This window comes from Breoghania sp., assembly GCF_030066895.1.
Taxonomy (GTDB): domain Bacteria; phylum Pseudomonadota; class Alphaproteobacteria; order Rhizobiales; family Stappiaceae; genus Breoghania.
In genome coordinates, this window is sequence record NZ_JASJAV010000009.1 from 1 (window position 1) to 26,731 (window position 26,731).

Annotated in this window: 32 protein-coding genes and 7 pseudogenes; 16 read left to right on the forward strand and 23 right to left on the reverse strand. The window is 59.0% G+C overall.

Annotation, left to right across the window (positions count from 1 at the left end; all coding sequences use genetic code 11):
• Positions 1–186 (forward strand): hypothetical protein (locus tag QNJ43_RS10845; protein ID WP_300469898.1); only part of this gene is annotated, 186 nt, incomplete at its 5' end.
• Positions 187–435: 249 nt separating this feature from the next.
• Here the strand turns inward: QNJ43_RS10845 and QNJ43_RS10850 are convergent.
• The 3 genes and pseudogenes from QNJ43_RS10850 to fdhF form a co-directional block, all read right to left on the reverse strand.
• Complete coding sequence (locus QNJ43_RS10850) at positions 436–795, reverse strand: LysR family transcriptional regulator (protein WP_300469900.1); 360 nt, start codon at positions 793–795, stop codon at positions 436–438.
• 181 nt (positions 796–976) lie between these two features.
• Positions 977–1,318: a hydrogenase maturation nickel metallochaperone HypA gene (hypA, locus tag QNJ43_RS10855; protein ID WP_300469902.1), complete on the reverse strand. Its 342-nt coding sequence runs from the start codon at positions 1,316–1,318 to the stop codon at positions 977–979.
• 272 nt (positions 1,319–1,590) lie between these two features.
• Positions 1,591–3,543, reverse strand: a pseudogene (gene fdhF / locus QNJ43_RS10860) (formate dehydrogenase subunit alpha); the annotation flags it as partial.
• 180 nt (positions 3,544–3,723) lie between these two features.
• On the opposite strand from fdhF, the gene QNJ43_RS10865 reads away from it, so the two are divergent.
• On the forward strand, positions 3,724–4,098 hold the full coding sequence (locus tag QNJ43_RS10865) for a formate/nitrite transporter family protein (protein WP_300469904.1): 375 nt from the start codon (positions 3,724–3,726) through the stop codon (positions 4,096–4,098).
• Positions 4,099–4,391: 293 nt separating this feature from the next.
• Here the strand turns inward: QNJ43_RS10865 and hypE are convergent.
• The 12 genes and pseudogenes from hypE to QNJ43_RS10925 all read right to left on the reverse strand — a co-directional run bounded on the left by hypE (position 4,392) and on the right by QNJ43_RS10925 (position 12,047).
• Positions 4,392–5,456: pseudogene (gene hypE, locus QNJ43_RS10870) on the reverse strand (hydrogenase expression/formation protein HypE).
• 22 nt (positions 5,457–5,478) lie between these two features.
• Entirely contained in the window at positions 5,479–6,582 is a 1,104-nt protein-coding gene (gene hypD / locus QNJ43_RS10875; RefSeq protein WP_300469906.1) for a hydrogenase formation protein HypD, read from the reverse strand.
• Positions 6,579–6,830 carry a HypC/HybG/HupF family hydrogenase formation chaperone gene (locus QNJ43_RS10880; RefSeq protein ID WP_300469909.1) on the reverse strand — a complete coding sequence of 84 codons (252 nt, stop codon included), beginning with the start codon at positions 6,828–6,830 and terminating at the stop codon, positions 6,579–6,581. Before QNJ43_RS10880 ends, hypD begins: the two co-directional genes overlap by 4 nt.
• A 78-nt stretch (positions 6,831–6,908) precedes the next feature.
• Entirely contained in the window at positions 6,909–7,430 is a 522-nt protein-coding gene (locus tag QNJ43_RS10885; protein WP_300469911.1) for a hypothetical protein, read from the reverse strand.
• Between the two features lie 11 nt (positions 7,431–7,441).
• Positions 7,442–8,059: a hypothetical protein gene (locus QNJ43_RS10890; protein ID WP_300469913.1), complete on the reverse strand. Its 618-nt coding sequence runs from the start codon at positions 8,057–8,059 to the stop codon at positions 7,442–7,444.
• Positions 8,011–8,829: a hydrogenase nickel incorporation protein HypB gene (hypB, locus tag QNJ43_RS10895; RefSeq protein ID WP_300469915.1), complete on the reverse strand. Its 819-nt coding sequence runs from the start codon at positions 8,827–8,829 to the stop codon at positions 8,011–8,013. Before hypB ends, QNJ43_RS10890 begins: the two co-directional genes overlap by 49 nt.
• A 291-nt stretch (positions 8,830–9,120) precedes the next feature.
• Positions 9,121–9,501 (reverse strand): annotated as a pseudogene (locus tag QNJ43_RS10900) (formate dehydrogenase accessory sulfurtransferase FdhD).
• Between the two features lie 170 nt (positions 9,502–9,671).
• Positions 9,672–9,956, reverse strand: a pseudogene (locus QNJ43_RS27055) (formate dehydrogenase accessory sulfurtransferase FdhD); the annotation flags it as partial.
• Positions 9,957–10,189: 233 nt separating this feature from the next.
• Positions 10,190–10,648 (reverse strand): NUDIX hydrolase, encoded by a 459-nt coding sequence (locus tag QNJ43_RS10910; protein ID WP_300469917.1) that lies wholly within the window; start codon positions 10,646–10,648, stop codon positions 10,190–10,192.
• Between the two features lie 177 nt (positions 10,649–10,825).
• On the reverse strand, positions 10,826–11,044 hold the full coding sequence (locus tag QNJ43_RS10915) for a hypothetical protein (RefSeq protein ID WP_300469919.1): 219 nt from the start codon (positions 11,042–11,044) through the stop codon (positions 10,826–10,828).
• 45 nt (positions 11,045–11,089) lie between these two features.
• Entirely contained in the window at positions 11,090–11,584 is a 495-nt protein-coding gene (locus QNJ43_RS10920; protein WP_300469921.1) for a class I SAM-dependent methyltransferase, read from the reverse strand.
• Between the two features lie 7 nt (positions 11,585–11,591).
• The gene (locus QNJ43_RS10925) at positions 11,592–12,047 is read right to left on the reverse strand and encodes a hypothetical protein (RefSeq protein WP_300469923.1); all 456 of its coding nucleotides are present in this window, start codon (positions 12,045–12,047) and stop codon (positions 11,592–11,594) included.
• Between QNJ43_RS10925 and QNJ43_RS10930 the strand changes: the two genes are divergently transcribed.
• Entirely contained in the window at positions 12,046–12,327 is a 282-nt protein-coding gene (locus QNJ43_RS10930; protein ID WP_300469925.1) for a hypothetical protein, read from the forward strand. The two genes, QNJ43_RS10925 and QNJ43_RS10930, sit on opposite strands and share 2 nt — an antisense overlap.
• A gap of 236 nt (positions 12,328–12,563) precedes the next feature.
• Here QNJ43_RS10930 and QNJ43_RS10935 read toward each other — a convergent pair whose 3' ends face one another.
• From QNJ43_RS10935 to QNJ43_RS10960, 6 genes and pseudogenes are all read right to left on the reverse strand, one after another.
• Positions 12,564–12,923: a hypothetical protein gene (locus tag QNJ43_RS10935; RefSeq protein WP_300469927.1), complete on the reverse strand. Its 360-nt coding sequence runs from the start codon at positions 12,921–12,923 to the stop codon at positions 12,564–12,566.
• A gap of 275 nt (positions 12,924–13,198) precedes the next feature.
• Positions 13,199–14,122: an HAD-IC family P-type ATPase gene (locus QNJ43_RS10940; RefSeq protein ID WP_300469930.1), complete on the reverse strand. Its 924-nt coding sequence runs from the start codon at positions 14,120–14,122 to the stop codon at positions 13,199–13,201.
• 115 nt (positions 14,123–14,237) lie between these two features.
• Complete coding sequence (locus tag QNJ43_RS10945) at positions 14,238–14,762, reverse strand: hypothetical protein (protein ID WP_300469932.1); 525 nt, start codon at positions 14,760–14,762, stop codon at positions 14,238–14,240.
• On the reverse strand, positions 14,762–15,907 hold the full coding sequence (locus QNJ43_RS10950; RefSeq protein ID WP_300469934.1) for a cation-transporting P-type ATPase: 1,146 nt from the start codon (positions 15,905–15,907) through the stop codon (positions 14,762–14,764). Before QNJ43_RS10950 ends, QNJ43_RS10945 begins: the two co-directional genes overlap by 1 nt.
• Before the next feature lie 172 nt (positions 15,908–16,079).
• Positions 16,080–16,676: a MarR family transcriptional regulator gene (locus QNJ43_RS10955; protein ID WP_300469936.1), complete on the reverse strand. Its 597-nt coding sequence runs from the start codon at positions 16,674–16,676 to the stop codon at positions 16,080–16,082.
• Between the two features lie 243 nt (positions 16,677–16,919).
• Positions 16,920–17,432 (reverse strand): annotated as a pseudogene (locus QNJ43_RS10960) (ATP-grasp domain-containing protein); the annotation flags it as partial.
• Positions 17,433–17,469: 37 nt separating this feature from the next.
• Here QNJ43_RS10960 and QNJ43_RS10965 point away from each other — a divergent pair.
• The 4 genes from QNJ43_RS10965 (at position 17,470) to QNJ43_RS10980 (ending at position 19,156) form a co-directional block, all read left to right on the forward strand.
• Positions 17,470–17,778 carry a hypothetical protein gene (locus QNJ43_RS10965; protein ID WP_300469938.1) on the forward strand — a complete coding sequence of 103 codons (309 nt, stop codon included), beginning with the start codon at positions 17,470–17,472 and terminating at the stop codon, positions 17,776–17,778.
• A 24-nt stretch (positions 17,779–17,802) separates the two neighbouring features.
• Complete coding sequence (locus tag QNJ43_RS10970; protein WP_300469940.1) at positions 17,803–17,925, forward strand: hypothetical protein; 123 nt, start codon at positions 17,803–17,805, stop codon at positions 17,923–17,925.
• Positions 17,926–18,183: 258 nt separating this feature from the next.
• A complete protein-coding gene (locus QNJ43_RS10975) occupies positions 18,184–18,765 on the forward strand; it encodes a hypothetical protein (protein WP_300469942.1) in 582 nt (193 codons plus the stop codon).
• On the forward strand, positions 18,698–19,156 hold the full coding sequence (locus QNJ43_RS10980) for an enolase C-terminal domain-like protein (RefSeq protein WP_300469944.1): 459 nt from the start codon (positions 18,698–18,700) through the stop codon (positions 19,154–19,156). Before QNJ43_RS10975 ends, QNJ43_RS10980 begins: the two co-directional genes overlap by 68 nt.
• 38 nt (positions 19,157–19,194) lie before the next feature.
• Here QNJ43_RS10980 and QNJ43_RS10985 read toward each other — a convergent pair whose 3' ends face one another.
• Together QNJ43_RS10985 and QNJ43_RS10990 are read right to left on the reverse strand one after the other, a co-directional pair.
• Positions 19,195–19,713, reverse strand: a complete 519-nt coding sequence (locus tag QNJ43_RS10985; protein WP_300469947.1) for a hypothetical protein — start codon at positions 19,711–19,713, stop codon at positions 19,195–19,197.
• A complete protein-coding gene (locus QNJ43_RS10990; protein ID WP_300469949.1) occupies positions 19,695–20,045 on the reverse strand; it encodes an EamA family transporter in 351 nt (116 codons plus the stop codon). Before QNJ43_RS10990 ends, QNJ43_RS10985 begins: the two co-directional genes overlap by 19 nt.
• 188 nt (positions 20,046–20,233) lie before the next feature.
• On the opposite strand from QNJ43_RS10990, the gene QNJ43_RS10995 reads away from it, so the two are divergent.
• From QNJ43_RS10995 to QNJ43_RS11030, 9 genes and pseudogenes are all read left to right on the forward strand, one after another.
• Positions 20,234–21,520, forward strand: coding sequence for an amino acid adenylation domain-containing protein (locus QNJ43_RS10995; protein WP_300469951.1), 1,287 nt, complete (start codon positions 20,234–20,236; stop codon positions 21,518–21,520).
• A 295-nt stretch (positions 21,521–21,815) separates the two neighbouring features.
• On the forward strand, positions 21,816–22,151 hold the full coding sequence (locus QNJ43_RS11000) for a hypothetical protein (RefSeq protein WP_300469953.1): 336 nt from the start codon (positions 21,816–21,818) through the stop codon (positions 22,149–22,151).
• A 27-nt stretch (positions 22,152–22,178) separates the two neighbouring features.
• Positions 22,179–23,018, forward strand: coding sequence for a hypothetical protein (locus QNJ43_RS11005; RefSeq protein WP_300469955.1), 840 nt, complete (start codon positions 22,179–22,181; stop codon positions 23,016–23,018).
• 9 nt (positions 23,019–23,027) lie between these two features.
• Positions 23,028–23,828 carry a thioesterase domain-containing protein gene (locus tag QNJ43_RS11010; protein WP_300469957.1) on the forward strand — a complete coding sequence of 267 codons (801 nt, stop codon included), beginning with the start codon at positions 23,028–23,030 and terminating at the stop codon, positions 23,826–23,828.
• A gap of 1 nt (position 23,829) precedes the next feature.
• Complete coding sequence (locus QNJ43_RS11015) at positions 23,830–24,192, forward strand: tautomerase family protein (RefSeq protein WP_300469959.1); 363 nt, start codon at positions 23,830–23,832, stop codon at positions 24,190–24,192.
• A gap of 162 nt (positions 24,193–24,354) precedes the next feature.
• Positions 24,355–25,257 (forward strand): cysteine synthase family protein, encoded by a 903-nt coding sequence (locus tag QNJ43_RS11020; protein WP_300469961.1) that lies wholly within the window; start codon positions 24,355–24,357, stop codon positions 25,255–25,257.
• Between the two features lie 234 nt (positions 25,258–25,491).
• Positions 25,492–25,618 (forward strand): annotated as a pseudogene (locus QNJ43_RS11025) (IS3 family transposase); the annotation flags it as partial.
• Between the two features lie 159 nt (positions 25,619–25,777).
• Positions 25,778–25,828, forward strand: a pseudogene (locus QNJ43_RS27060) (hypothetical protein); the annotation flags it as partial.
• 122 nt (positions 25,829–25,950) lie between these two features.
• Positions 25,951–26,658 (forward strand): LysR family substrate-binding domain-containing protein, encoded by a 708-nt coding sequence (locus tag QNJ43_RS11030; protein ID WP_300469963.1) that lies wholly within the window; start codon positions 25,951–25,953, stop codon positions 26,656–26,658.
• The last annotated feature ends 73 nt before the right edge of the window (positions 26,659–26,731 follow it).

Here is a 26,731-nt window from a genome sequence, read left to right on the forward strand (position 1 = left end):
AAACGCGTCACTTCCGGTGCGACAAGCGGGATTGCCTTCACCGATGAGGGAAGGTTCAGCGCCTTGACCATGATGTGGGGCATGATCGTCGATCACACTCCCGACGTCAGATGCGTTTCGATCACGATGATCGAATTCGATTCCAGTTTCGGATGGATATCGATCCCGGCCTCGGCAAACACCTGATCGATGATGCGTCGGTTCTGCATGTCGCGAGACAGCAGGCACAGGGGCAGGCTTGCCGCCTCCTCCCACGTGACGACTTGCGGTCGCGGAACGGCCCGTCGGCCGCCGTCACGAGATGATATCGCTCGCGATAGAGCGGCACCTCGGAAACCCGACCAAGCGGTTCGTTGTCCAGATAGGTGATGCCCGCATCGAGCTGCAGATTGTCGAGCCGCCCCAGTATGTCGGTCGAGGTATAGGAGGAGATCATCAGTTTGATATCCGGATGGATCGCCCACAGCGACGAGGTGTGTCACCATGACCGGCAAGGCCGTGGGGATGGCCCCAATCCTCAGATGGCCGATATCCCCCCTGCTTCATCGTCTCCACGTCGGAGCGCATCGCATTCATGTCACCGACGATACGGCGCGCCCATTCCAGAACGCGCTGCCCCTCGGCGGTAAACCCGAAAAAGCGGGATCCGCGATCCACAAGTGGGATGCCAAGAGTTTTTTCCAAGTGATTGATATTAGAGGATAAATTTTTTTTAGAAACGCCGCACGTCTGAGCGGCTCGGCCGAAATGCTTTTCCCGCGGAAGGGCTAGCAGGAATTCAAGTTTCTCTTCCATGCGTATCCGTCTCAGATTGCGGAAGGCCCAATTCGGCGGTCTTGTTTTGGTGCGGAGTATAAGCCTTGAGGAAAAGACGCTCCTTGATGAAGGTCAATCGGATCGCGGGAGAGGATGTCGCCGCCTCATCGCCGTCTCCGGCTGCACCTTTTCGAGATATGGGGCGAACGGGTGACGTCGGTTACGCGACCTCCAACTCGATGAGCTGCATCTCGTCGCCGCCGACAGGGGCCAGACTGTGCCCGCCGCATTTCGGGCAGGCGGACACGTGCGACTCGACTTCGACTTCAGCGCCGCAGTCCTGGCATATGGCCTGTCCGGGCGGCTGCTCGATCTCCAGCAGCGCACCGTCGGCGAAGGTCTGCCGGCTGGTGACGGTGAAGGCGTAACGCAGCGATTCAGGATCGAGACAACTGAAATGCTCGACCGAAAGCTTCAATCGATGGACTCTGTCGAAGCCCCTAGCCTCACGTTCGCGCGCCAGAATGCGAAAAAGCGAGTCACAAATCGTCAGTTCATGCATGGCCAACCTATGCTCTTCTGTCTTGGGGAATCATTCCGCCCTGCAACCGTTTCGTCTCCGGACTGCCAATCCGGTCGCGGCTGAAGGTGTCTCGTTTTCGGAAGTCCTTGCTTCACAGCTTCCGCTCGGCGGTTCGTCCTCTCAAACACTCAATACAAATATTCATTACACGAACATCGATTGCGCAAGCCCCTTGGTGAACGGCCGCCCGCGTCGACGAAGCGACGGGGCGGTCGGTCTTTTCGGTTATCCGATGATCAGTCGGATTGAGGTCATGCGGGCTCCTGCTCGCGAAGTTCGCTCGCGTTCGACACGGCCTCGCTCAGATTGCCCTTGAGCTCCGCATAGAGCTCTTCGACGTGATTCTCCGCCCAGAACTGATCTTCGATCGCCTCGAGCTTGACGGAGGAGTACTTGTATTCCGGCGTCTTGAAAGTCGGGTCGAAGCTCTCGCCAGTCAGCTCGTTGCAGGCGCCGATCCTCCACTGATAGGTCATGTAGACCACACCCTTGTTGGTGCGCTCGGTGACCTTTGCGCGGGTGATGATCTTGCCGCGACGCGAGGAGACGTAGACCAGTTCCTTGTCCTTGATCCCGAGACGCTTGGCGTCCTCCGGATTGATGGTGACGAAGCCCGGCTCGTCGGCCAACGTCTGCAGGGCCGAGCAGTTGCCCGTCATCGAAGGGCAGGAATAGTGCCCGACTTCGCGAACGGTGCAGAGAACCATCGGGAAGTCGTCATCCGTCTGGTCAAGCGGCGGATGCCACTCACAGGCATAGAGCAGGCCCTTGCCGTTCGGGCGCTGGAACTTGTTGCCGGTGTAGAGGTACTTCGTTCCATGCGGATTATCGAGATCGGTGCAAGGCCACTGAACGTAGCCGAGGCCTTCCATCTTCTCGTACGTGGCACCGTAATAGATCGGGGTCAGCTCGCGCAGTTCGTCCCAGATCTTCTTGGTGTTCTCGTACTTCATGGGATAGCCTATCGCCGTGGCGATCTCGGAGATGATCTACCAGTCGTGCTTGCACTCGCCCTTCGGCGGCACGGCCACATCGAAGCGCTGGAACGTGCGGTCGGCGGCGGTAAACACGCCTTCATGCTCGTCCCAGAAGGTTGCCGGCAGGACCAGATCGGCGAACATCGCCGTCTTCGCCATGAAGATGCCCTGAAAGATGACAAACTCCATGTCTTTCAGGGACTTGCGCACGGAGGCAAGATCCGGATCGGTCTGGGCCGGGTCCTCACTCATGATGTAGTAGGCTTTCATCTTGCCTTCTTCCACCAGGCGAGGAACGTCGGTGACCATCGCGCCGACCTTGTCCGGCAAGCTCTTCACGCCCCAGCGCTTGGCGAACTTGTCGCGAATCTTCTTGCCCGTGACCGGCTGATAGCTCGGGAACACGTCGGGAAGAACGCCGAGATCGCACGAACCCTGCACGTTGTTCTGGCCGCGGACCGGGCCGACGCCGACATTCGGACGACCGAGGTTACCGGTCAGCAGCGCCAGGCCGGACGGGCCCTTCACCATGTCGACGCCCATCGTCCATTGAGTGACGCCCATGCCCCACAAGATCATGGAGTTCGGGCCGGCTGCGTAGATCCGTATCGCCTCGCGCACGTCGTCCAGGTCGAGGCCGGTGATATCGGCAACGTATTCCGGCGTGTATTTGGAGAATATCTTCTTGTATTCGTAGAAGTCTTCGGTGTGCTTGGCGACGTATTACTTGTCGTACAGGCCTTCGTTGGTCAGCACGTTGGCGAAAGCGTTGACCAGCGCCATGTTGGAGCCGTTCTTCAGCGGCAGATACAGGTCGGCAAGACGCGCAGTCTCGATCTTGCGCGGATCGCAGATGATGATCTTGGCACCCTTTTCCTTCGCCTCGATGACGCGGCGTGCGATGACCGGATGGCTGTCGGCGACGTTGTAGCCGAAGACCAGCAGGCAATCGGTGTCGGCAATCTCCTGAATGGAGTTCGACATGGCGCCGTTGCCGAGCGTGTAGGCCAGACCGGCAACCAACGTGGTGTGGCAGACGCGGGCGCAGTTGTCGACGTTGTTGGTGCCGATGACGGTACACGCGAACTTCTGCATGACGAAGTTCGTCTCGTTGCCGCAACCGCGCGAAGAACCGGTCGTCATGATTGCGTCGGGACCGTACTTCTCCTTGATTTCGGAGAACTTCGTGGATGCGATCTTGATCGCCTCGTCCCACGTGATCCGCTCGAAGTTTTGGGTCGGCAACCTCGTCGGTTCGCTCGTGATCGTCTTCATTGCCTACATGGCGCGCGAACAGGCGCTTAACGGCAACGGCGTCGAAACCGTGATGCTGAAGATCGGCATCGCGAAGGTTTCGCTCTCGACCACGACGATCTTCTTCAAGGCCATCATGTGTAACCTGATGGTGTGCTGTGCCTGGCGGTCTGGCTCGCCTATTCGTGCCACAGCGTTGTGGATAAGATCGTGGCGATCATCCTGCCGATCTCCGGCTTCGTTGCCGCCGGCTTCGAACACTGTGTCGCCAACATGTACTTCCTGCCCTTCGCTTACCTTCTCAAGGTAATCGGCAACGTGCCGGACGGCATGAACGTCGACGTTCTGACCGTCGGGTCGGTCGCACACAACATCATCGTCGCGACTGCGGGCAACATCGTCGGCGGCGGCCTGTTCGTCGGAGCCTTCTACTGGACGATCTATCGCAAGGGCATGGGCGGAGTGAAGCTCGCCAAGGTCGAAGCGTCCGACAATGCTGCAGCCGGCCACGTGGCCGCCCAGCAGTAAGGACACGAAACGCGGCCCAGATCACCTCCTGCCGACCAGGGTGGTCCGGGTCCCGTCCCTCATAAGTCCGGGTCGTTCGAAACGTGGACGCGCATTCGCCACGCTCAAGACGCCGGGCAGACAGGGGGATTAGTGGAGCACGGTTTGGACAGAGATCTCACTGTCCTGCCGCGCTCCATGCGTATTGGAGGTCGGATTCCGCACCTCCATAAAGATTCCGCACCTCCATAAAGAGAGGGCCCACCTTTCACGGCGGACCCTTCGGTTTTACTCACAGAGGCAGTGAACGAGGTTCAGCAGATCCGCGGCAATTGCTCGCCGTTCAGCCATTCCACCACGCGCTCGCTGCCGAAGCTCGTCTCCAGCCGCACGAGCTTCAGCGGATCTGCGACCGCCCGGCCGATGATCGCCGCGTCCTCGCCATGGGGAGCAGCGCGCATCACCTTCAGCAACGCCTCTGCCTTTTCTTGAGGGCATAAGGCTAGCAGCTTGCCTTCATTGGCGACGCCCAACGGGTCGATGCCCAGCAATTCGCAGGCTCCGCGCACCGCCGGTTTGACGGGCAGCGCATCCTCTTCCAGAACGAGCCCCACGCCCGATTGATTGGTGAGTTCGTTCAAGGTCGCAGCCAGACCGCCACGGGTCGGATCCCGCAGGTAGTGGGTTTCCGGTTCAGTCTCGACCATCGCGGCGATCATGCGGTGAAGCGGCGCGCTGTCGCTCTAGATGGTGGTTTCGAAATCAAGATTTTCGCGCTTCGACAGGATGGCGATACCGTGATCGCCGATTGAACTGGAGACGAGGATGGCATCGCCCTCGCGGATCTGGTCGCCGTCGATCTCAAGTCCATCATCCAGCACGCCGACCCCGGCGGTGGAAATGAACACGCCGGCCGCCTTGCCGCGTTCCACCGCCTTGGTATCGCCGGTCACGATCGGCACTCCGGCCGCCTTCGAGGCTTCCGCTATGCTCTCCACGATCCGCTTGAGATTGGAGAGCGGCAGTCCCTCCTCGATGATAAAACTTGCCGACAGATAAAGCGGCTTTGCCCCGCTCATCGCCACGTCGTTGATCGTGCCGTGAACCGCAAGCGAGCCGATATCTCCGCCGGGAAAGAACAGCGGCGATATCACGTAGCTATCCGTCGACATGACAAGACGCCCGGCAGCGGGCGGCATTACCGCCATGTCGTCGCCCTGGGCAAGGAACTCGTTGTCGAACGCGTTGCCGAAAACCTCGGACACCAGTTGCGCCATGGCGCGACCGCCGCCGCCGTGGGTCATGTCGACCCGGCCTTTGGCGATATCGAGCGCCCTGGGAAAAAGGCGCGCGTTTCGGCTGTGGGAATGATCGTTCATGTTCCCCTCCTTCGTTATGACCTTACGCCGCCGTCTTGTTCCGGTGCTGACCGTAAAGCCAATGTGCAGCGCATTCGCCTTCGCTTGAGATCATGCACGAGCCAATGGGATCGTCCGGCGTGCAGGCCCGTCCGAAGAGCGGGCATTGTTCGGGGCGTTTCAGGCCGCGCACGATTTCCGCGCAAGCGCACGATTTTGGATCGGGCACGGCACGATAGGGCCGCGAGGAGAATTTCAGTTCTGCATCGAAATCGGCATAGGCGTCCGCCACGCGCATCGCGCTGTCCGGCAGACATCTAAGCCCGCGCCATTCGAAGGCGCCGCGAAGCTGGAAGGTTTCCGCGATTACGGTTTGCGCCTTCTCGTTGCCGACGGCAGGAAGTGCCCGCACATAGGCATTTTCGACGCGCCTCCGCCCCTCATTGACCTGTCGCGTCAGCATCAGGATCGCCTGCAACAGATCGAGCGGCTCGAACCCGGCCACGACGATCGCTTGCCCCCGGTCGGCGAATTCCTGGTAAGGCTCGATCCCGATCACAGCGGAGACATGGCCCGGCCCGATGATCCCCTGCAACGGCAGGCTTTCACCATCGAGGATCGCGCGCATGGCAGCGGGCGTCAGAACGTGATTGCAGAAGATGGAGAAATTTGTCAGCCCTTCCGCCTTGGCGATCTTCAGTGCCATGGCGGAGGACGGTGTGGTCGTCTCGAAACCGATGGCGAGGAAGGCGACCTCGCGGCCCGGGTTTTCACGCGCAATCTTGAGCGCATCGAGCGTCAACCAGACCATGCGAATATCGACCTCCGCCGCCTTTGCCTTGAGAAGACTCATGCGGTGGGAACCGGGCACACGCATCATGTCGCCATAGGAGCACAGAATGACGCCGTGATCGCGTGCGAGTTCGATCGCGCTGTCGACCCGCCCGACGGGCAGAACGCAGACGGGACAGCCTGGCCCGTGCACAAGGCGGATATTGTCGGGCAGCATCTCCTCAAGGCTGTAGCGGGCGATCGTATGGGTATGCCCGCCGCAGAACTCCATGAGCGTGTAGGAACGATCCGGCTCGCATTCGGCGACGATCTTCTTCGCAAGCTTGCCGTCCCTGAATTCGGAGGCGTATTTCATCCCGCCATCTCCGCCAGGTTCAGTTCCCCGGCCAGCTCCCCCATCTCCTTGAGCGCATCCAGCGTGTCTTTCGCCTCTTCCGGCGAAATGCGGATGAGCGCGAAGCCCACATGAATGAGGACATAGTTGCCGACGGCGATATTCTCCAGGAGAGTCGGACTGACCGATTTCGCGACGTCGTCGATGCTGACCTTGCCCATGTCATTGGGTTGGAGTTCGATCACCTCGGCCGGAATTGCCAGACACATCGTTCCTTCTCCTCAAACTAGAAAGTCTCACCCAAACGCAATGCCGCAACATAGGCCTGACCAAGACTGACCGCCGGATCACCCGGGCCGAACCGCTCGTGTCTTAGGATCTGCACGCCCTGAGCGCCGAGCCTGCGGCTGAGATCGTTCGTCAGAACCTTGTTGAAGAAGCAACCGCCCGAAATAGGCGATGCCCGTGACGGGCAACGGAAGACGGTGCATGGAGATGACCACCCATTCCGCGACGGCGGCCGCAAGTGTCCCGTGGAAGAGATTGGCCCCACGTTGACGGTCGGAAATATCGGCAAGCGTCGCGAGGAGTGGTCTGAGATCGAGTTCGCCGTCACGCGAAATTCGCCATCCCGTCGGCATTTCCTCAGGCTCGGTGACGAAGCTTTCCAGCGCTATCAGTGCCTGCCCTTCGTGCTCGGCGACGTCGCATACACCCAGCAGGCCCGAGGCCACATCGAACAGACGCCCCATGGACGTCGTCTTCGGGCAATTGAGCCCCTTGTACATCACTACGCCGAGGTTCCGAGCTGCCGGAATATGTGACCAGCGATCCGCGATCTCGTCACCACGCCCGATCGCATGAAGCACAGAGGCTCCCATCAGCCACACTTCGCGTGTGGCGACATCCCGCCCGGTTGCAACAAGGGAAACAGGTGGCCAGCGCGAAAAAACTCCGCGCCATCGACGAAGAAAAGTTCGCCGCCCCACGCCTCATCGCCCGTTCCAAGGCCGAAGCCGTCGAAGGACAGGCCAAGGAGCGGAGCGTCGTGACCATGTTCGGCGGCCACCGCCGCCACATGAGCGTGATGGTGCTGGACCGGGATCAACTCCGCTCCCAGTTCCTCCGCCAGTGCGGCTGCGAGGCGGATGGAGGGAAAGTCGGGATGGAGATCATGGGCAACGGCGGCCGGGACCACACCCAGCCGCTCGATCATGGCCCAGGCCGTTTCTTCCATGTCCCGGATGGCCTCAGGCGTATACGTATATGGCCGACATCGCGGGACACATAGGCCCAGTTTACGTCGATAACGGTGATCGTATCCTTCAAGAAGGCGCCAAGTCCGATCAACGGCGGCAGGGAACGCGGCAGATCGAAGGTGAGACGAACGCGATCGCCCTCGGCCTGCTCGCCAGCGGACCTGCCGCGTTGAACCGCGCTCTCCATGGCTCAGGCCGCCCTCGAGGCGATCAGTCCGGCGCGGCGTTCGCGCACCCATTCGACCCAGATCTCAAGCCCCTCGCCGGAGGTCGCCGAGAGCTGCAGGATCTGCAGGGATGGGTTGACCCGCCGTGCAAGGCCCATACAGCGCGCGATATCGAACTTCACATAGGGGGCAAGGTCGATCTTGTTGATGATCATCAGGTCCGCGACAGCGAACATGTCGGGATACTTGATCGGCTTGTCTTCGCCCTCGGTGACCGAAAGGATTACGACCTTCGCCGCTTCACCGAGATCAAAGGTCGCCGGGAACACCAGGTTTCCGACATTCTCGATAAAGAGGACCGAGCCTTCCTGCGGGTTGAGGCTTTTCGAGGCGTCGGCTATCATCGCCGCATCCAGATGGCACTCCTTGCCCGTATTGACCTGAATGGCAGAAACGCTCGTTTCGCGAATGTGGTCGGCGTCGTTCGACGTCTGCTGATCGCCTTCGATCACGGCGACCGGCAAATCCGGCTGCAGCGCCTTGACCGTTTCGCACAAAAGCGTGGTCTTGCCGGAACCGGGACTGGAAAGCAGATTGAGCGCGAGCATACCGTCCTTTTCGAACACCGCCCGGTTTTCCGCCGTCCTGCGATCATTCTCGCCAAGAACGGCTTCTTCCATCTTGGTCACACGTGTCTGATCAAGCCCCGGAACGGAGATACCGGCCTCGCCTTCCCCGTAATGAATATGCCTGTCTTCATGCGTGTGCTTATGGGTATGTTCATGGTCATGGCCGTGGGCGATCCCGGCTGCATGAAGCGCGGCGTGTTCTTCTTCGCTCATGCCTTCGTGGTGCTAGTGATGATGATGGTTGTGATCGTGGACTTCGACAGTGGCTTGCCCGCAACCGCATACGCTGCACATCGTAGCTACCTCCGATACCGATCACGCCGACTTCACATCCAGGTCCCTTGAGAGATCTTCATTTCGCCGACGTGGTCGAACAAGTTCGACATCTCGTTGAATTCACGGAGCAGGATCGGTCGCGAACGCTCCATGAGCCAAATAAATTTCCGCTGCCTTTCCAATTGACTATCGTTTTCTACCAATGGCTAGCACCGGATTGCCGATGGTTCAAAAGACGATCCGCTCCGGATGGGTAAAGGCCTCGAAGCCGTCGCGGCTCGCGACGCCAACGAGTGTTAGCCCCGCGTTTTCCTCCGTCCGGATCGCCAGCATCGTCGAAGCGGACACGGCAACCAGGGCGGGGACGGCCCAGTACCGCGGCCTTTTGAACAATCTCTATCGACACCCGACTGGTGATCGTGGCGAGCCACCTGGATCGATCCGCTCGCGATTCAGAGCGCCGACGAGCTTGTCCATGGCGTTGTGCCGTCCCAAATCTTCACGGGCACGAACAAGCCCTTCCGCCGGGGGCCAGAACCCGGCCGCGTGAACGGCATGGGTCTCGCGGAAGAGCGGCTGTCCCTGTGACAGCGCGTTGATCGCTTCCATGATCTGTTCGGGCGTAAACCGAATATCGTCGTCGCAGACGTTCGAGGGCTACTTGAAAGCCTCGTCCAGGCTTTCAACCCCGCACAGTCCGCAAAACCGGTCGGTCCCGCGATCGCCCGGCGACGCTGCGCCAGACGCTCCGCGCATTCGTCTTCGACCCAGAGACGGGCTTCCACCCCGGTCGTGAAGGCGGCAATCTCGATCGATTTGATCTGGTCGGGATCGGAGATGATCCCTTCCGTCAGACTGAACCCCACGGCGAAGTCTTCGAGCTGGTTCGGCGTCGCCATCATGACGGTGTGCGTCGCGCCGTTATAGGTAAGGGCGACGGCCTCTTCCTCGGGGACTTCGCGCGTGTCTTCCGGTGCAGCAGATCCGTGCCAGGCTATACGTCTCGTGGGGTTGTGCGTTGAAAGGCAGGCGGGATCAAGCTCGGTGAAATCGCAGCTCGTCATACTAGCAACTCCAGATCCGGCGCCGGTTACGAGCGCAACTGAACCCTTTCACTTAGCCAATAAATAGTATCTGAAGTTCAGATTTTGTACGGGAAATATCGCGTTACCGAGAGATATTGTCCATCGGTGTGATTATCATGACCGAATAAAGATCGCTTATCGGAAGTAGTTCAGACAAAATACGGTGTCAGTTTGTCGCAGTGGATCTGCACCTACTTTATTCCGATACCGCACTAAGGGCATTCGACATCGGTCAGGGCCGCAGCCTGTCGCGCCACATCGAGACTGAGAGCAAGATCGGTGTCATCAAGCTCATCGGGCGAAAACCATCGCGTTTCTAGCGCATCGTCGCCCGCGACCGCCGTTCCCGAAACGTACCGGCAGAGCACCACGACCAGAACGTAGTGATGACGCACGTTTCCGTTGTCGTCATGGTCCAGAGCATCGACCGCGGTGAACACTCTCACTGCCTCGCCCGTGATCTCCGTTTCCTCGAAAAGCTCGCGCACGGCGGCACCCAGTATGGTCTCGCCGTGCTCGATCTTTCCGCCCGAAAATCCCCAATGGCCCGCATCGGGCGGATTGGCGCGCCGCACCAGAAGGACTTTCCCGTCGCGAAACACGGCCGCGATTGTCGCCACGACGGGCCGGCAGCTGGGATCGACTTGCGATGCGGAACGTGTTGCGATCACGGGGCTGACCTTGCTTCTACCGGCCTGCCCGGACGCCACGGGCCCGGACTGCCAATTCAATCTAAACGGAAGGGCCGGATCAGACCTCACCTCCCTCCCCGTCCCACCTTGCCCCCTCTGGGGTGCAGGAACAAGTTCCCGCCCCCTCGGCACTCGCGTCCCCCACCCGATCCACGTTCACGTGTCGCCGCCCGCCTTTTGTGCGGACAGGCGCAGAAACGGCGGATTGATCTTCTCCGCATCAGTCAAAAGTGCGCGGGCTTCGCGGTTCAGAACATCCGTGGTCAATTCAAAGATCGAAGGACCAAGAAATCCCGCTTTCCTGATTTCATCGATGTAGGTCTTTTGCGCCCAGTTGCGGTCGTGAATGACGAAGGGCTCAGTTCTTCCGGGCACCTGAAGTGCCACCTTGCGAAGGGCTCCATCCTTATAGTCGACCCCCTATTCCCCGCTCTGGAAGGTCTTGAACCGGATCCTGGTCACGCGGGGATTGGAATCGAGCACGAAGAGATGATCTCCTGGTTTGAGCAGGCGGTGTATCTTCCACAAAATCGCGCCGATCTCGGCCTTCGTATCGATATTGATCAGAACGAAGCAGACGACCGCCGCATCGAACAGATCGTCAGAGAGCGGCACCCGTCCGCTCTCGACCTGCCTGAATTCGGCATCAGACAGGGCAAGTGCGCGAGCGGCATCTACCATGTCGGGCGGCAGGTCGACGCCGACGACACGCGCTATTCCGGCGCGTCGCATGCGACGGGAGACCTTGCCCCCGCCGCAACCGTAATCGAGAACGCGAATATCCTTCCCGAGCCGCCGCACGATGTCCGCGATCAGCAGCTGATAGCCCAGAAGATCTTCCACATGATCGTCATAGGCGACGAACAGGTCGGATACGGCCTTAGCATTCCACTTGGTTGTCGTCGCAGCATCCATCAGGAGGTCACCTCCATCCGTCGTTGGTCGAAGAGATGCCGATGCAACGGATGAAGCGCCTCCAGCGCGCGCCTGGCCTGAGGACACGCGGCTTGTGGGCATGAAGCCAGAAGAGCACCAGCACGTTCAGCCAGTAATCCGGCAGGGCCAGACACAACACGTCTTCGAGTGCGAGGGCCCTGCTGCGAATGGCGCCTTCCGCTTCAAGCACTTCGGCAATCATCTGAGGCGTGGTGAAGGGCATGATCGGATAGGACGGCGGGGCTTCGCCGACGGGCTCATTGGCCAGGGCCCGCGCCCTGTCCAGATCGGGTTCGTAAATGTGAATGGAGCCGACATGGTGATAGTACCGGTCCACGCGCACAGCGAGACGGCGGGCGATGTATTCCTGCAGGAACGTGAAGTGGAAGACGTCGCTCAGGAACCCGATATAGGCGTCGTTCGCGCGCATGAAGGCGACCATGTGCAAGGCTCTCGTCGCGCAGCAGAAGCTGCAGGCCAAGCGTGCAGGAGACATCGATATTGCGCCGATAGAGATCCTCTTCGGCACCGAAGATCTGCAGGAAGGCGCGCTTGCTGTCCGGATCGTCGTCTTTGAGGATATCGATGACCCGCTCGATCTGGTCGAGGCGATCCGCTCCGAAAGCCAGCAGCAGCTTCCGACCGTAGCCGGTGCCAGGCAGTGTCACCCCGTCGGTGCTGTAGCGCCTCATGCGCGGGGCATAGTGCTCGATGAAGGCTAGGTCGTTGCGACCCGATAGATACCAGAGCGCTTCGGCATAGTTGAAGACGATGTTCTGGCGTCGCGCGGGGCTCAGGCACACCCGTGCGAGCGGATTGTGCAGCACGGCCGAAAAGCCGAGAGTTTCGATCTCTGCATTGCCACGCGGCGCATTCCGAAACTCGGGCGCTGCGAGAACGTCGGCAATCGTCGATCGATACGTCTGGTCGAAGGTTTCATACCGCTCTGTCATGGTCACTACGCCCCGACCAGCAGTTGCTCGAGTTCCTGGGGAGCAACGACGGCGCCATAGAAAAGCGTGCGCACGCGCGTGATCGTCTTCAGCCCCTGGACGAGAAAGGCGTATTCGCCTCCCTTCTTGAGCAGAAGCGTGACATCCTTTTGCAGGGCGAACGCCCATCCCAGTTCCACATGGGTTCCGGGAGATGCCGGCAAGCCCGGGTAGGCGACGAACCGATCGCATTTCGCGATTTCGTTGCAGTCGATACGGGTGCATTCGTCGGGCGTCATTAATTCCCGCCCCCACTGCTCGCACCGATGTGTGGAATGCACCTCCCAGCCGATTTGCTCGAAATGACTGATCAGCGGCAGGAACATCGCGATCCGACATCCGCTTTTCCTCCGGATCGACGAGCGCCTTGAAAGGCTTGGCAAGAAATATCTTCATGAAAAACCTTTCCAAAAATAATTTACATATTTTATTTATTTATATTACTTTATGATATATGTACGACGTCAGAATAAAAACAATAGTGCAGAGATAAAACACCGCAATCAGCGCATCCGCAACGAATAATGGATCGACCGCCCGCCTCTCGCGCTCTCCCGAGGTTCGCCCCGGCCGTTTCGGCTTTATTGCGTCCGTCTCATCTTCAATGAATGTCGGAGACGCGGCGCTGGCGGCTGAGCGCCAATCGCACCTGTTTCTCGCTCTCGATCAGCACGAAGAACAGAATGCCGATGGCGACGATCAGGACACCGCCCCAGAGCGGCACCGACAAGGTTCCTAAAACGCCCTGCAAGGGCGCCACATAGGTGACCGCGAACTGCGCTGCGGTCACCACGGCAATACAGATCCAGACGATCCGTGTGCCTTTCGCCGCCGCCCAGGTCAGCGACGTGTTGTAGATGTTGCGAATGAAGAAGAGATGGAAAATCTCCAGCACCACGAGCGTGTTCATTGCCATGGTCTGCGCCAGCGCCACGGGATAGCCTCGATCGATCACATAGGTGTAAACGCCGAAGACCGCGGCCAGAAACAGCCCCGAGGCCAGCACGATGTGCCAGATCAACGTGCCGGCCAGCAACGGTTCGTCCCGCGCACGCGGCGGGCGTTGCATCGTGCCGCGCTCGCTGGGCTCAAAAGCGAGCGCGATGCCGAGCGTGACGGCCGTGATCAGATTGACCCAGAGGATCTGAACCGCCGTGATCGGCAGGGCGAGCCCCGCAAACAGCGCCACGACGATGGTCATCGTCTCTCCGGCATTGGTCGGAAGTGTCCAGCTTATGACCTTCTTGATGTTGTCGTAGACTGTCCGTTCTTCGCGCACCGCGGCTGCGATCGAGGCGAAATTGTCTTCAGCAAGAACGAGTTCCGCCGCTTCCTTGGCGGCTTCGCTCCCTTTCTTGCCCATAGCGATACCGGCATCTGCCCGTTTCATGGCCGGCGCGTCATTCACCCCTTCCCCGGTCATAGCAACGGTCAGACCGCGCGCCTGCAATGCCGTTAACAGCCGCAGCTTATGTTCGGGTGAGGTTCGCGCGAAAATGTCGATCGTGACCACCGCATCGGACAATGCGGCATCGTCGGTGAGTTTAATTTCTGAATTCGGTCAGAACACTGTTCGTATTCTGAAGTTCGATCTGTGTCGCGATCGCGCGCGCGGTGGCGCCATGATCGCCTGTGATCATCTACACGGATCCCCGCCGCATGGCATTCCGCCACAGCTTCGATCGCTTCAGATCGATTAGGCCAATGAGCCCGATCAAGGTCAAACTGCCATCCAGATCCGAAGAATTGAGGATCGTGCGATCCTGATCAACCGCGCGGACGGCGACGGCGATCACCCGCTGGCCTTCGGCCGCCAGGTCTTCCACCGCTTCGTGCCATGTCTCGGGATCAAGCGGCGCCTTACCGCCGTCGCTTTGCCTCTGGTTGGCACACATGTCGAGCACGGCCTCGGGCGCACCCTTCACATGGATGAGGGTATGTCCCTCGTGATCGTGGTGGAGGACTGCCATGTAGCGGTGAGCGGCATCGAAGGGAATCGCATTGGTCCGGGTCCAGGCAGGCACAGGCGCCGTTCCCTTACCGGTGATCTTCCCCGCAAGCGCCAGAAGCGCGCCTTCCATCGGATCGCCTTCGACCCTCCATCCGTCCTCCGCGCCGCGCAGTTCCGCGTCGTTGCACAGTGCTGCGGCGCGCGCGAATTCCATCAGGACCGCAATGTTCGGCCAGATGGGCGTCCTCTTCGCGCCAGCACACCGCCCATTCCGGGGCATAACCGTTTCCGCGGATCGAATAGACATGTTGCGAGGCGACCAGCGTCGTCGCCATCATTTCGTTGCGGGTCAGCGTTCCGGTCTTGTCGGAGCAGATGACGGAAACCGATCCGAGTGTCTCGATGGCCGGCAACCGGCGAATGATCGCGTTCCGCCCCGCCATCACCTGCACTCCCGACGGCAAGCGTGATGGTCAGAAAAGCCGGAAACCCTTCCGGGATAGCCGCGACCGAGAGCCCGACCACGGCCATGAAGAGGTCTGAAAACGGCAGCTTCCCGACGAAATAGCCGTAGATCAGCAAGCTCGATGCAATCAGCAGGATGAAAACCGTCAGCCACCGCGCAAAGATGTTCATCTGATGCACGAGCGGCGTGGTCAGCACCTCCACCTTGGAGAGCATGCCGCTGATCCGCCCGATCTCGATCGCCCCGGCGGTCGCAACGACGAGCCCCTGCCCCGTCCCCGCCGTGACCAGCGTGCCGCTGAACAGCATCGAGGTTCGGTCCCCCAAAGGGGCTTTGAGGTCCACCGGTTCGACACCTTTGTCAACCGGCACAGACTCTCCCGTCAGGACCGCCTCCTGGGTCTTCAGCCCGCGCGCCTCGATCAGGACGATGTCGCCGGGAGCGAGCATCGCCGCTTCGACGCTTTGCCGCCGCCCATCCCTCAACACCGCCGAATGCAGCGCCAACATTCCGCGGATTGCGTCCATCACCTGTTCGGCGCGGTCCTCCTGAATGAATCCGATGATCGCGTTCACCAGAACGACCGTCAGAATGACGCCCATATCCACCCAGTGCTGCAAACCGGCGGTCACTGCGGCCGAAATCAGAAAGACATAGATGAGGATGTTATGGAACTGGTTTAACAAGCGCGCCAACGCGCCGCGTTTGGGAGGCTCGGGCAAACGGTTGGCGCCATAGGCATCCAACCTGCGCGCCACCTCATCCGCATCGAGCCCGGTGCGAGATGCCTCCAGCGCATCGAGAGCCTCTTTGCTGGAGACTGCATGGAAAGCAATTAGCCGGCTATCCACCGACTGATTGCCCCCGTCGTTCGTCCGGTTCGCGTCGTTCATGAAACTCACTCACAATGCAGACTGTCCGCTTTCCGCAACCACGATGAGTACTCGCCCAGGAACCCACGGCCACGCCCTCTCGGGCGGGCACACAGCGTCCCGAACCTCTACCCGACCGGTTTTCCCTCCCTGGAAGGCAATTTCCATCTTTTCGGCAGAGCAGCTCTACCGTTCAGCCTTCGGATACGGCTTCCTGCGTTTCGCTCGCAGAATTTTTCTCAAACTGTGGGACGGATGCATTGAGGAGCCGCAACAGATCCGCAAGTTGGCCGCGGTCTTCCTCGGAAAGCTCGGACAACCATTGCCCCTCAAGGCGCATATCGGCCTCGAAGGCGCGTTTCGTGCGCCGATATCCCTCTTCCGTCAGTTCCACCATCAGGCGTCGACCGTCTTGCGGGCACGGCACGCGGCGAACGAGGGCCGCAGCCTCAAGCCATTTCAGGCGATGCGTTAGCCCGCCGGATGACACCATGAGCGAGGTGTAGACGTCCGTCGGCGTCTTACGGTAGGGCGGCCCGCCGCGCAGGAGCGTGGCGAGAACGTCATACTCGCCGCGTTCCAGACCATGCTCGGCGAACAGGGCCTCGATATGCGGGGCCATCCGCGTTGTAATCCGGTAGATTCGGCCGAAGACCGCCATCGTCTCGGTGTCGACCTCCGGCGACACCTGCCGGTGTTGTGCGCGATAGGCATCGACATCGTCGCCTGAAGCGAACGTCGCGGAATCATCTGTAAGGATCGGGTCGGCTGCCTTTTTCATCCTTGTCATAAGGATGACCTCCCGCACTGCGGTCAAGAGCTAGCCGTAACGAAACCCGACGGCAATCAAGGTCGAAGCGGAACGGAAAAGGCGGGAGGTCTTCCCGCCCCTCCATCAGGCGACGCCGATGCTCAACATCGATCGGGCCGTCTCCGCCTGTCCCCAGGCGTGGTAGCTGTTCTTTCCCGAGGCGATCACATAGCCCAGGCGGGTCTTGATCAAGGGCTCGACGGTCCTGCCCACGAGATCGGGTTACACGACCTCCTTGACGTCCTTGGTGTAGGGAATGTCGTCCACGCCGACGATCGACCGGATGGTGCCGGGCGTTGCATGAAAGAACGAAATCGCGGCCCCCGATTGCCGTTTCAACGTGCTGTTCGGGACTTCCAGTCCGGCGCCGAGAAAGGCGTGTACGTGATCCACCACCGGATCGTGGCCCGTCACCATGGCCACCAGATCGGGAATGCGATCCCCTCCGGGCCGCCCGTTGATCTCGATGAGTTTCGGCTCTTCTTCATCGATCTTCACCTCGATATGGGCCGCTCCTATGCTGAAGCCGACGGCATCGAGGCTCGCAACGGCAACGGCGGCGCAAGCGTCAGACGTTTCCGGAGGCAACGAGGAGGGAAAGGAATGCCCGACCTTGACGAAGTGACGATCGCCGCCGAAGATCTTGTCCGTGATACCGTAGACGTAATGCTTGCCGTTCACTGTCAGCGTCTCGACGCTGACCTCGAAGCCCGCGATGCATTGCTCGACGAGAACGAACTCGTAGCGGTTCTGGCCGCGTACGTTTTGCGGCTTGGACCTGGATCAGATCGAAGTGCTGGACCGCCTCGTCAACGCTCCGGCATTTCATCACATCGGTGCTGCTGGTTTCATCCGCCGGCTTCACGATGCACGGAAGGCCAACCTTCTCGACAGCGGCAGCCATCTCCTTGCGATCGCGAACGGCGACGAAAACCGGGGCGGACACGCCGTGTTTCAAACACGCCTCTCGCGTCATATGCTTGTTTCGCGCCGTAAGCGCCACCTCCGGGTTCACATGAGGAACACCCAACTCACGCGCGAGCTTGGCGGTTGGAACGATATCGTACTCGCTGAGGGTTAGAAACGCGTCGAAAGGACTTTCGCTATGCAGATCAAAGACATAGTCGCGGATCTGATCATATCGGTTCGTTTCGACCTCATGGATATCATCGACATACCTGTCGATATACCGCTGCCCCATCGCGATAGCGCGGCAGGTTCCGGGTGAAAAACGTAATATGGTATCCGGCGTTCTTGCAGATCTCGAACCCCATGAATCCGGATTCTAAAAAATTACATTCCAATATTCCGACGTTTCTCATCTACGTTCCCCTCATTCATAAATGTAGATAAATTTTTTAAGCTATATCTCAGAAAAATATATAGATATTTAGATAATTTTATATTAAATATTTCTATTACTTTATTTTCGATGTATTATATCTTGAGGACATTTCATCCTGTTCTTTCGGAAAGATATTTTCCCATGAAAATCAGCGTTCGCAACCTCTCGCTTCCGCTCTCCAAGCCGTTCACCATTGCCCGAACCACGTTCGAAACGGCACGGCTCGTGGCCGTCCGTACCGAATGCGACGGCGTGGTTGGAACCGGCCATGGCATTCCACAACCGCGCTTTGACGATACGCTTGAGACCTCGATCCGCACCCTCGAGACGACGACGCCGAGCATCGAGGATTGTGATCAGCTTCAAATCTTGCTGCCCCCCGGTTCCGCGCGGAATGCGCTGGACATGGCGCTTTGGGATCTTAAGGCAAAGCGGGCGGGTATTCCTGCATGGAAGCTTGCGGACCTTGGCGAACCTCAGCCCATCCATACCGCGGTCACCGTCTCGCTCGGGGATGCCGACCACGCCTTTGACGAGGCGCACCGGAACCGCCGCCATGCTCTCATCAAGGTGAAGCTGGGGCGCCCCGATGATGCCGAGCGTCTCAAGGCCGTTCGGGAGGCGGCACTCTCCTCGCGCCTTATCACGGATGCGAATGAAGCGTGGGATCTCTTGCGCGGCTTCGGGAGATGGCCCCCAATGCCTTGCCGATTGCCGGGTTGAGCTCGTTGAACAACCGCTTGCCGAGGCACATGACGCGGGGCTGCGGGCTGACGAGTTTCTATTTCACATCTGCGCGGATGAAAGCTTCCGGGAGGTCGAGTTCCTCGACCATCTCGACGGTCGATACGATTTTATCAACATCAAGCTCGACAAGATCGGCGGCTTCACCCAGGCACTGCGGGCGGCCCGCATCGCCAAGGAGTGTGGCGTCGGCGTCATGGTCGGATGCGCCGTCGGATCCTCGTTGTCGATCGCACCTGAGGTTATGGTCGCTCAACTTGCCACCCATGCCGATCTCGACGACCCTCTGTTTCTCAAGGAGGATGTCTCCCCGCGGCTTGAATACCGGGAAGACGTGGTTTGTCCGCCCACATCCGAGCTGTGGGGGTAGAGGCGCTACACTTTGCTCAATGGATGGGCGGGTGCCCCTCACCCGCTCGTCGTCCTCGAGACAGCCACAGGTTTCGGCGCGGGCTTTCCCTTGACCAGCACACCTCCGACGATGATCGCCGCAAGCGCGAGCAGCGATTTCACGCTCAAAACATCGTCGAACAGGAGGGCGGTCAGCAGAACGCCGTATCCCGTTCCCCAGTATCCCAACTGGCTGAAAAACACCGATCCGCCGACCTTCTGCAGCTTGAAATTCATGAGGTAGGAGATCGCTGAGACGCAGATGAGCAGGAAGAGCGAGCCGACGACCGTCGGCGCAGCCAGCACGTCGGCCGAAAGCGGCTCGCATACGAGCGTCAGGACGAACAGAAAGCAGGCGGATGTGGAGATCGTCGCGCAGGAAAAAGCGAGCGCGGACGTGCCAGCCGGCCAGAACAGGCTTCGGGTGACGTTGCCAAGCGCAGCACAGAACGGGATGCCCAGTCCGATCAGAGCCCAGAAATACTCGCCAAATTCGATCTGGTAGAGCTGCTGCTGGATCAGGCCAACATACCGCACAACCCGGCCATGATGCCGATGACCCGCTTGAGCATGAGCTGTTCCAGGCCGATGCCCGCCGGCATGCTCAATGTGAGGATCGGCGACAGCGCGAATACGGTCGAGGTGTAGGCCGGGCCGACATGCAGGACGACAAATTGCTGTAACGCGTTGGGTATACACACGGTCACCAGACTGAGGAACAGATACAGGACAATATGCGTCCCATTCGTCGGTATCGTGACCCGCTGCCGTTTCACCAAGCCATAGAGAAAGATGCCCGCCCCCGCATTGGCAATGAACGCGACCTGAAGCGGCATGGCCCCCGCATCCAGCGAAATTTTCGAAATCATGATCCGCTACGCGAAGAGAAAACCGTACGTCATCAACAGGATGATCGGCGATCGAGCAGCGTCGGAGAGAGAATGCAAGCGCATGAAACAGCCCTTTGCGCGCTTAAAAAATATCTTTTCGCAAAGATAATTTGAAAAATATCGACGTCAAGATATCGTTCTGATTGTTATTTTTATCTAATGTAAATATGTCAATTCAATATGTCGCACCAAACCGTTCTTTCGTTGTTCTGCAATCAATTTTCAAAATCGCCTTTTCAAATCGCAATCGAATCCGAAAACGGCTCTCTGTCATACGAGGAACTCTGGGGAAGGAGCGGTGCGCTTGCGACCGTTCTGCAAGGCGCAGGCGTCGACCGGAAAGCATTGTCGGCGTTCTGGCCGAAGCCTCGCTGGAACTGCAACTGGCGGTCTGGGACGTCCTGCGCGCGGGCGGGGCCTATTTGCCGCTCTCCCCGCAATATCCCGGAGCGCGGCTTCGCTATTCGATCGAAGACTCCGGCGCATCCGTTATCCTGACGACCGCAGATCTCATCGGAGACGCAAACGCAATCGCGCCGGAGCCGGATGCGAAGGTCATCGTCATTGAGGATGCGGTCCGGCATACGCCGCAATGTGTGCTCACCAGTCCCGATCCGCGCAATCTGGCTTACGTCATTTATACTTTGGGAAGTACCGGGCGCCCAAAGGGCGTCATGATCGAACATTACAGTCTCGCTCATCAGATGACATGGCTGGCCGATACGTTCGATCTCGCGCGCGATGTCCGCATTCTCCAGAAGACCCCTTTCAGCTTCGACGCGGCTCAATGGGAACTGTTCGCGCCCGTTGTGGGGGCGACAACGGTGATGGCGGGATCGGACGACTACCGCGATCCAGAGCGGCTCGTTTCGGTCGCCTTGCGCCACCGCATCAATACGCTGCAATGCGTGCCGACCCTTTGGCAGGCTCTCGTGGAGACGCCCGGGTTCGAGGATACCCCGTTGAAGAAGATCTTCAGCGGCGGCGAGGCGTTAACCTCGTGTCTGGCTATAGCGCTCGGGGATGCGCATCCGGATGTGACGATCGTCAATCTCTACGGCTCGACGGAGACGACGATCAATGCCTCATCCTACACGATCGACCGACACGCTCTACCCGCCTCCGATGCCGTTCTTCCCATCGGACGGTCCGTAACAGGCACGGAGTTCACGATCGTCTCCGAAGACCTGCCCCCGGTCAATCCGGGAAAGGCCGACGAATTGCTGATCTCGGGCACACAGCTTGCCCGAGGCTACATCGGTTCCGCCGAACTCACGAATTCACGGTTCGTCACCGTGAAGATGGAAAAGGGCGAGATGCGCGCCTACCGGACGGGCGACCTCGCCCATCAAACGCCCGATGGTTTGACCTGCTTTGCCGGTCGGATCGACAATCAGGTCAAACTGAACGGACATCGCGTCGAACTCGATGAAATTCGCCTGGGGATCGAATGAAATCAATGGGTTCGTCAGGCGGCCGTGTTTCCCTGGACGACCCGACTGAACACGGTTCAGCTTGCTGCCTTCATCCAACTGGATGCGCAGGAAGCTTCGTTGATGGATCAGGGCGTTGCCGGGTCCCATCTCTGTTCCAAGGCGAACCGCGTGCAGGTCAAGGCACAGATCGGCGGGAATGCGTTGCGAGGGGAGGATGAGCTGTTCGATCTGGCGCGGATCGTTCTTCCGTGGTTCACTCCGCCGGAACCGATGGTCGAACAGGTATTCGCGCGGAAAACCTACCGCACCTTTCGTGGCACGGCAACTGCTCCACGCTCTAAAAGTGGCCACCACACCTCCACCCTTATCGGAGCAGGTTTCTCCGCTCACGAGCGACGGTCTGGGCACCATGCTGCGTTGGTTCGGGCCGTTTGCGAGCGACGAGCGGCTTCTGACCAAATATGCCTACGCCTCCTCCGGTGCGTTGAATGCATCCCAGATGTTCCTCGGCATTCGCCGGTTGCCGGACCTGCCCGACGGGATCCACTATTTTCACCCGCTCGAGCGCGCCCTTTACTGTATCGCCGATCACATGTCGGACGAGGACGGCGTGCGGGCCTGGATTGTCGGCAAACGAAGCCGTATCTAGGACGTTTACTCGACGAATGTCGACGAGGTGCTGCATTTCGAGGTCGGGCACATGCTCGGTCTGCTGGGGGAAGCCGCGGCGCGGTTCGGGTTTCATCTCCACCCGACCGGAGATCGCGCTGATATCCCTGAAAACTGGCTTTCCGGTGACGATCACATCGTGACGACCGCAGCCGCGTTGAGAACGAAGGTTCCAGAAAAGACGCATGCCGCGCCGGAGATTTTCGTCCAGCTTCATGCAGATAAGGATGACCGGTACCAGGCGGGCTTCTATCGCTGTCGCGACGGCGGTCTGGAGCCCCATGGCAATGCGATGGTCCGGCGCAAGGATGTCATCGCCATCAATCAGGCGATCTATAACCGCGCATCTTTTGGGGTCGCGTTGATGGCGAGGCGATCGGAATGGTATGCCGCCTTCGTCGATCTCGGCAGATTACTGCATCGGCTCCAGACCAGCCATCCCGCCCTCGGCTTCATGTCGTCCGACTATTCTTTCCTTTCCGGTCACGAGATGAAGGCAGCGGCGCGCCTTTCGGCGCTGGTGGGAACGGAAACTTTCGGCGGCCAGGCCCCGATGTCGTATTTCGCGATCGGCGGAGGTATCAGCGCCGAGCAGCGGGCAAGCCGGGGGATGGAAGAGGATGTCGTGCACATGCGTGGGCCGGCCGAAATCTTCAAAGACGACCTCCGTGAGCTCGTGCCGGAATACATGGTGCCCTCGACGGTGCGCATCGCCTCCGACATTCCGCTGACGCCGAACAGAAAGATCGACCTCGGCAGCCTGCGTGCTGTCCTCGATCAGGAGGAACAAGCGAAGCGGATCATTCCCCCGAGAACGTCGACCGAAGTCGAAATCGCATCGATCTGAAATACTCTCTTGAACAACGAAGAACGGGAGATCTCGATCGATGACTCGTTCTTCGAGGCCGGGGGATACTCCTTATCGGCCATGGCGCTCATCAACCGGATGAACGCGCGTTTCGGGACCCGCTTGCCGATTCAGTCCCTCTTTGCGGCACCAACGATCCGGGAACTTGCACGCGAGATCGATTCCGGTGCGACGAGACCCGCGAGCCGTCTGGTCCGGCTCGCCGCAAGGCAAGGAGAGTACTGGCTTTACGTCTGGCCCGGCCTCGGCGGCTATCCGATGAGCCTGCGTCCGCTGGCGCAACGGCTCGGGGAAGACGGGGTCGAAGTCGTCGGGGTGCAGGCGCCCGGCATCAATCCCGGAGAGATGCCTTACGCGACGATCGCGGAAATGGCAGCGGCAGATGTCGACCTGATCCTGAGGGAAGCGAAATCGAAAACAATTTCCCTCGCGGGATGTTCCTTCGGTGCCCGCGTTGCCTTCGAGGCGGCCTATCAGCTTGAAAAGCGGGGTTTCGACGTCGCCAATCTCACGCTGATCGCCCCCGGTTCACCGCGAGTGTCCGGTGCGGATCAGTGCGAAGCGGCAGAAAAGTCTTTCGACAACCCCCATTTCGTCCGCATCGTCTATTCGGTGTTTGCCGGAACGCTTCAATCCGCGGTCGATGACGACCTGCTTGCGATCGTCAAGAACCGGGAGAGCTTCATTCGGTTCGTCGAAGAACAATTTCCCCACCCTGGACGGCGATCTGATCGCGCTCATCACCAATGTCGTTCTCAAGACATTTTCGTTCGAATATACATTCGATGAGTTGAAAGAGCGGCGGCTCCTCGTCAAACCGCGCATCATCAAAGCGAAGAACGACGTTTATTCATTTCTTGAAACCATGTTGGCGAACAATTCCGCGTTCAATTCCATCATCGATATGGACCACGACCATTACGCCATCGTTCGCGGTGGCGGAATGCCGGGCTTCGCGGGTCACATTTTATCTCAATTGCAGCAAACTTCAGAGGTTACCATGCCCCATATTAGCGTGAAGCATTTTCCAAAGAACCTGGACGGCGAAGCCCGGGCCCAACTGGTCCGGTCGATCACGACGACTATCACCGATGCCTTCGGCTGTCCGCCCAACGTGGTGTCCATCGCACTGGAAGAGGTCGCGGAAGAATAGTGGAACGACCGCGTCTACACTCCTGAAATCATGGGCAAGAAGCATCTTCTGATCAGATCGCCGGATTACGGACAGAAGAGCCAGGCGAGCTGACCCTTTTCTTCGATAATTTCAAAAAAATCTTATCGTACAATAACTTATCATTTTGCGAAACGGGCCCGTATGTTCGGCACGGGCGTGGGCAATACGCCGATCATCGAACTTCCCCATGAGCTGACCGGCGGCGTCTGTCGCGTTCATGCGAAACTCGAGAAGTTCAATCCCTATTCAAGCATCAAGGACTGGGTTGCCTGGTACATGATCGAGGGCGCGGAACAGCGCGGCGAACTCGTCAGGGGCAAGGGCACGGTCGTCGAAGCCACGTCCGGCAACACAGGGATCGCGCTGGCCGGTTTCGCCACCGCGCGCGGATACCGGTCGATCATCGTCCTTCCCGACAGCGCATCGGCGGAACGCATCTCTCTCCTGCACTATCTGGGCGCCGAGATCGCCCTCACCCCCAGCGAGGAAGGTTATGTCGCGGTGATCAAGAAGGCAGAGGAGATACGCGACAGCGTGCCCGGCGCCTGGTTCGCCTGCCAGCACGAAAACCTCGACAACGTCGCCGCCCACTACGAGTCCACCGGCCCTGAGCTTTGGGCCGACAGGAAGGGCGAGATCGATATCTTTGTCTGCGGCGTCGGCACCGGTGGGACGATCACCGGCATTGCCCGTTATCTGAAGGCGAAAAACCCGGCCATCCATGTGGTCGCAGTGGAGCCGGAACGCTCCGCCGTTCTCAGCGGGGAAGCGGGAGGCGTCCACAAGATCTACGGCTTGAACGGAGGCTTCGTCGCCACCACGACCGATCGCTCCGTGATCGACGAGGTGATTACCATCTCCGGTGAAGATGCATGGGAAACGACCCGCGCCCTAAACAGGCTGAGGATTGTCGTCGGAATCTCATCCGGAGCGGCGGCATTCGTCGCGGCCAAGATGGCCCGCATTGCCAAGAACACGGGAAAGAACATCGCCACGATCTTTCCCGACAGCGGCGAGCGGTACATCTCCGTGCTGACCACCTAGACTGCAGTCGGCATTAGGCCTGACGCTCTCAACAGTTTGCGGGTACGTCCTCGACGTTTTCGCGAACTAGGCGCGGCAACGTTCAGATAAACTGCCAATCTAGTGCAGGCTCACTCCCACTCAATCATCACTTATCTCTCTAACATTCTGTTTTATATATATTTTATGCCTATATTAATTGACAAAGTCATGTGTTGCACCATTCGTCGCATCTTCAGTGCCGACTGTCCCTGACGGCTGCATCGCTCAAGCGAAGAGGCCCGAAAAGATGTGTTCGACTACATCGAGATGTTAAACAAACCCTAAGCGCAAACACGTCCGCAACGGCTTGCTGTCGCCCGTCAAGTTCGAGAGGCAGTAGAAAATCTAAGCCGAGGGAGTCTACGAAACTCAGGGCTACTCAGCTCAGGTCAATATACAAAATATATTAATAGGATAAACAAGAGATGGAGCTTCGCCATTATCGCTACTTTGTCGCTGTTGCAGAAGACTCCATTTCGGCAAAGCGGCCGAACGGCTCCACATCGCCCAGCCAGCACTCAGTATTCAAATACGGCAACTGGAAGAAGACCTGGGAGGAGCCTTGTTCCATCACTCCAAGCGTTCCGTCACCCTGACCGAAGCTGGACGCCTGTTTTTAGCTGACGCTCGAAATATTCTGAAGCAAGCGGATCAGATCGAAGAAAAATTGAGATGCCGATTCAGGGAGAGGTTGGTACGCTTCATATCGGCTATTCGCCTATTGCTACGCTCTCGGACTTGCTTACCACGACGGTCAATTCGATCCGATCCAATTGCCCGGATCTTGAGCTGCGGGTTACTGAAATTGACCCCTTGAGCCAGATCGAAGCAATGGAAAAGCAGCATTTGCATTTCGGTCTGACCGCTTTCGTCGCACTCGATATTCCAGAAGATCTGGCGACATTTGGTCTTGCGAATTGGCCTATTTACGCGGTCTTGCCCGCAAGCCATCCACTCGCTGAACGCCAGGTGATATTTATGAAAGATATCGTCGATGAAAGATTCATCGTCTATCGCCGCTTAGAAAGCCACGAGTATCGTCGCGCGGAAAGCTACGAGGGTGCGCGGATTCTAAGTTTGCTTGGCAATCTTGAGCCAGATATTGGTGAAAGTGTTTCCAACCCCTTGATGGTTGAGCCGCTTGTCGCTTCGGGCTTTGGCATCTCGTTGCTCCCTTCCGTTTTCCGTTCATTTTCACAAAATGATCAGGTCGTTTATAAACCTCTGAAAGCGCTGCGGGCTCAAATGGACTGTTCCCTGATTCACAGGAAGGTCGATGATGAACCCGCAGTCCAATTGGCCCTATTGGCAGCTCGACAGGGTGCGGAAGTGTGGCATCAGTCAGATGTGGCAGATCCTCTCTTCAGAAGCAGCAGATAGCAGGCGGATGCAATCAACACAGCCAACGTCATAAGTCCGGTCATGATGACTGTCGGTGTCTGCAGACCCGCCA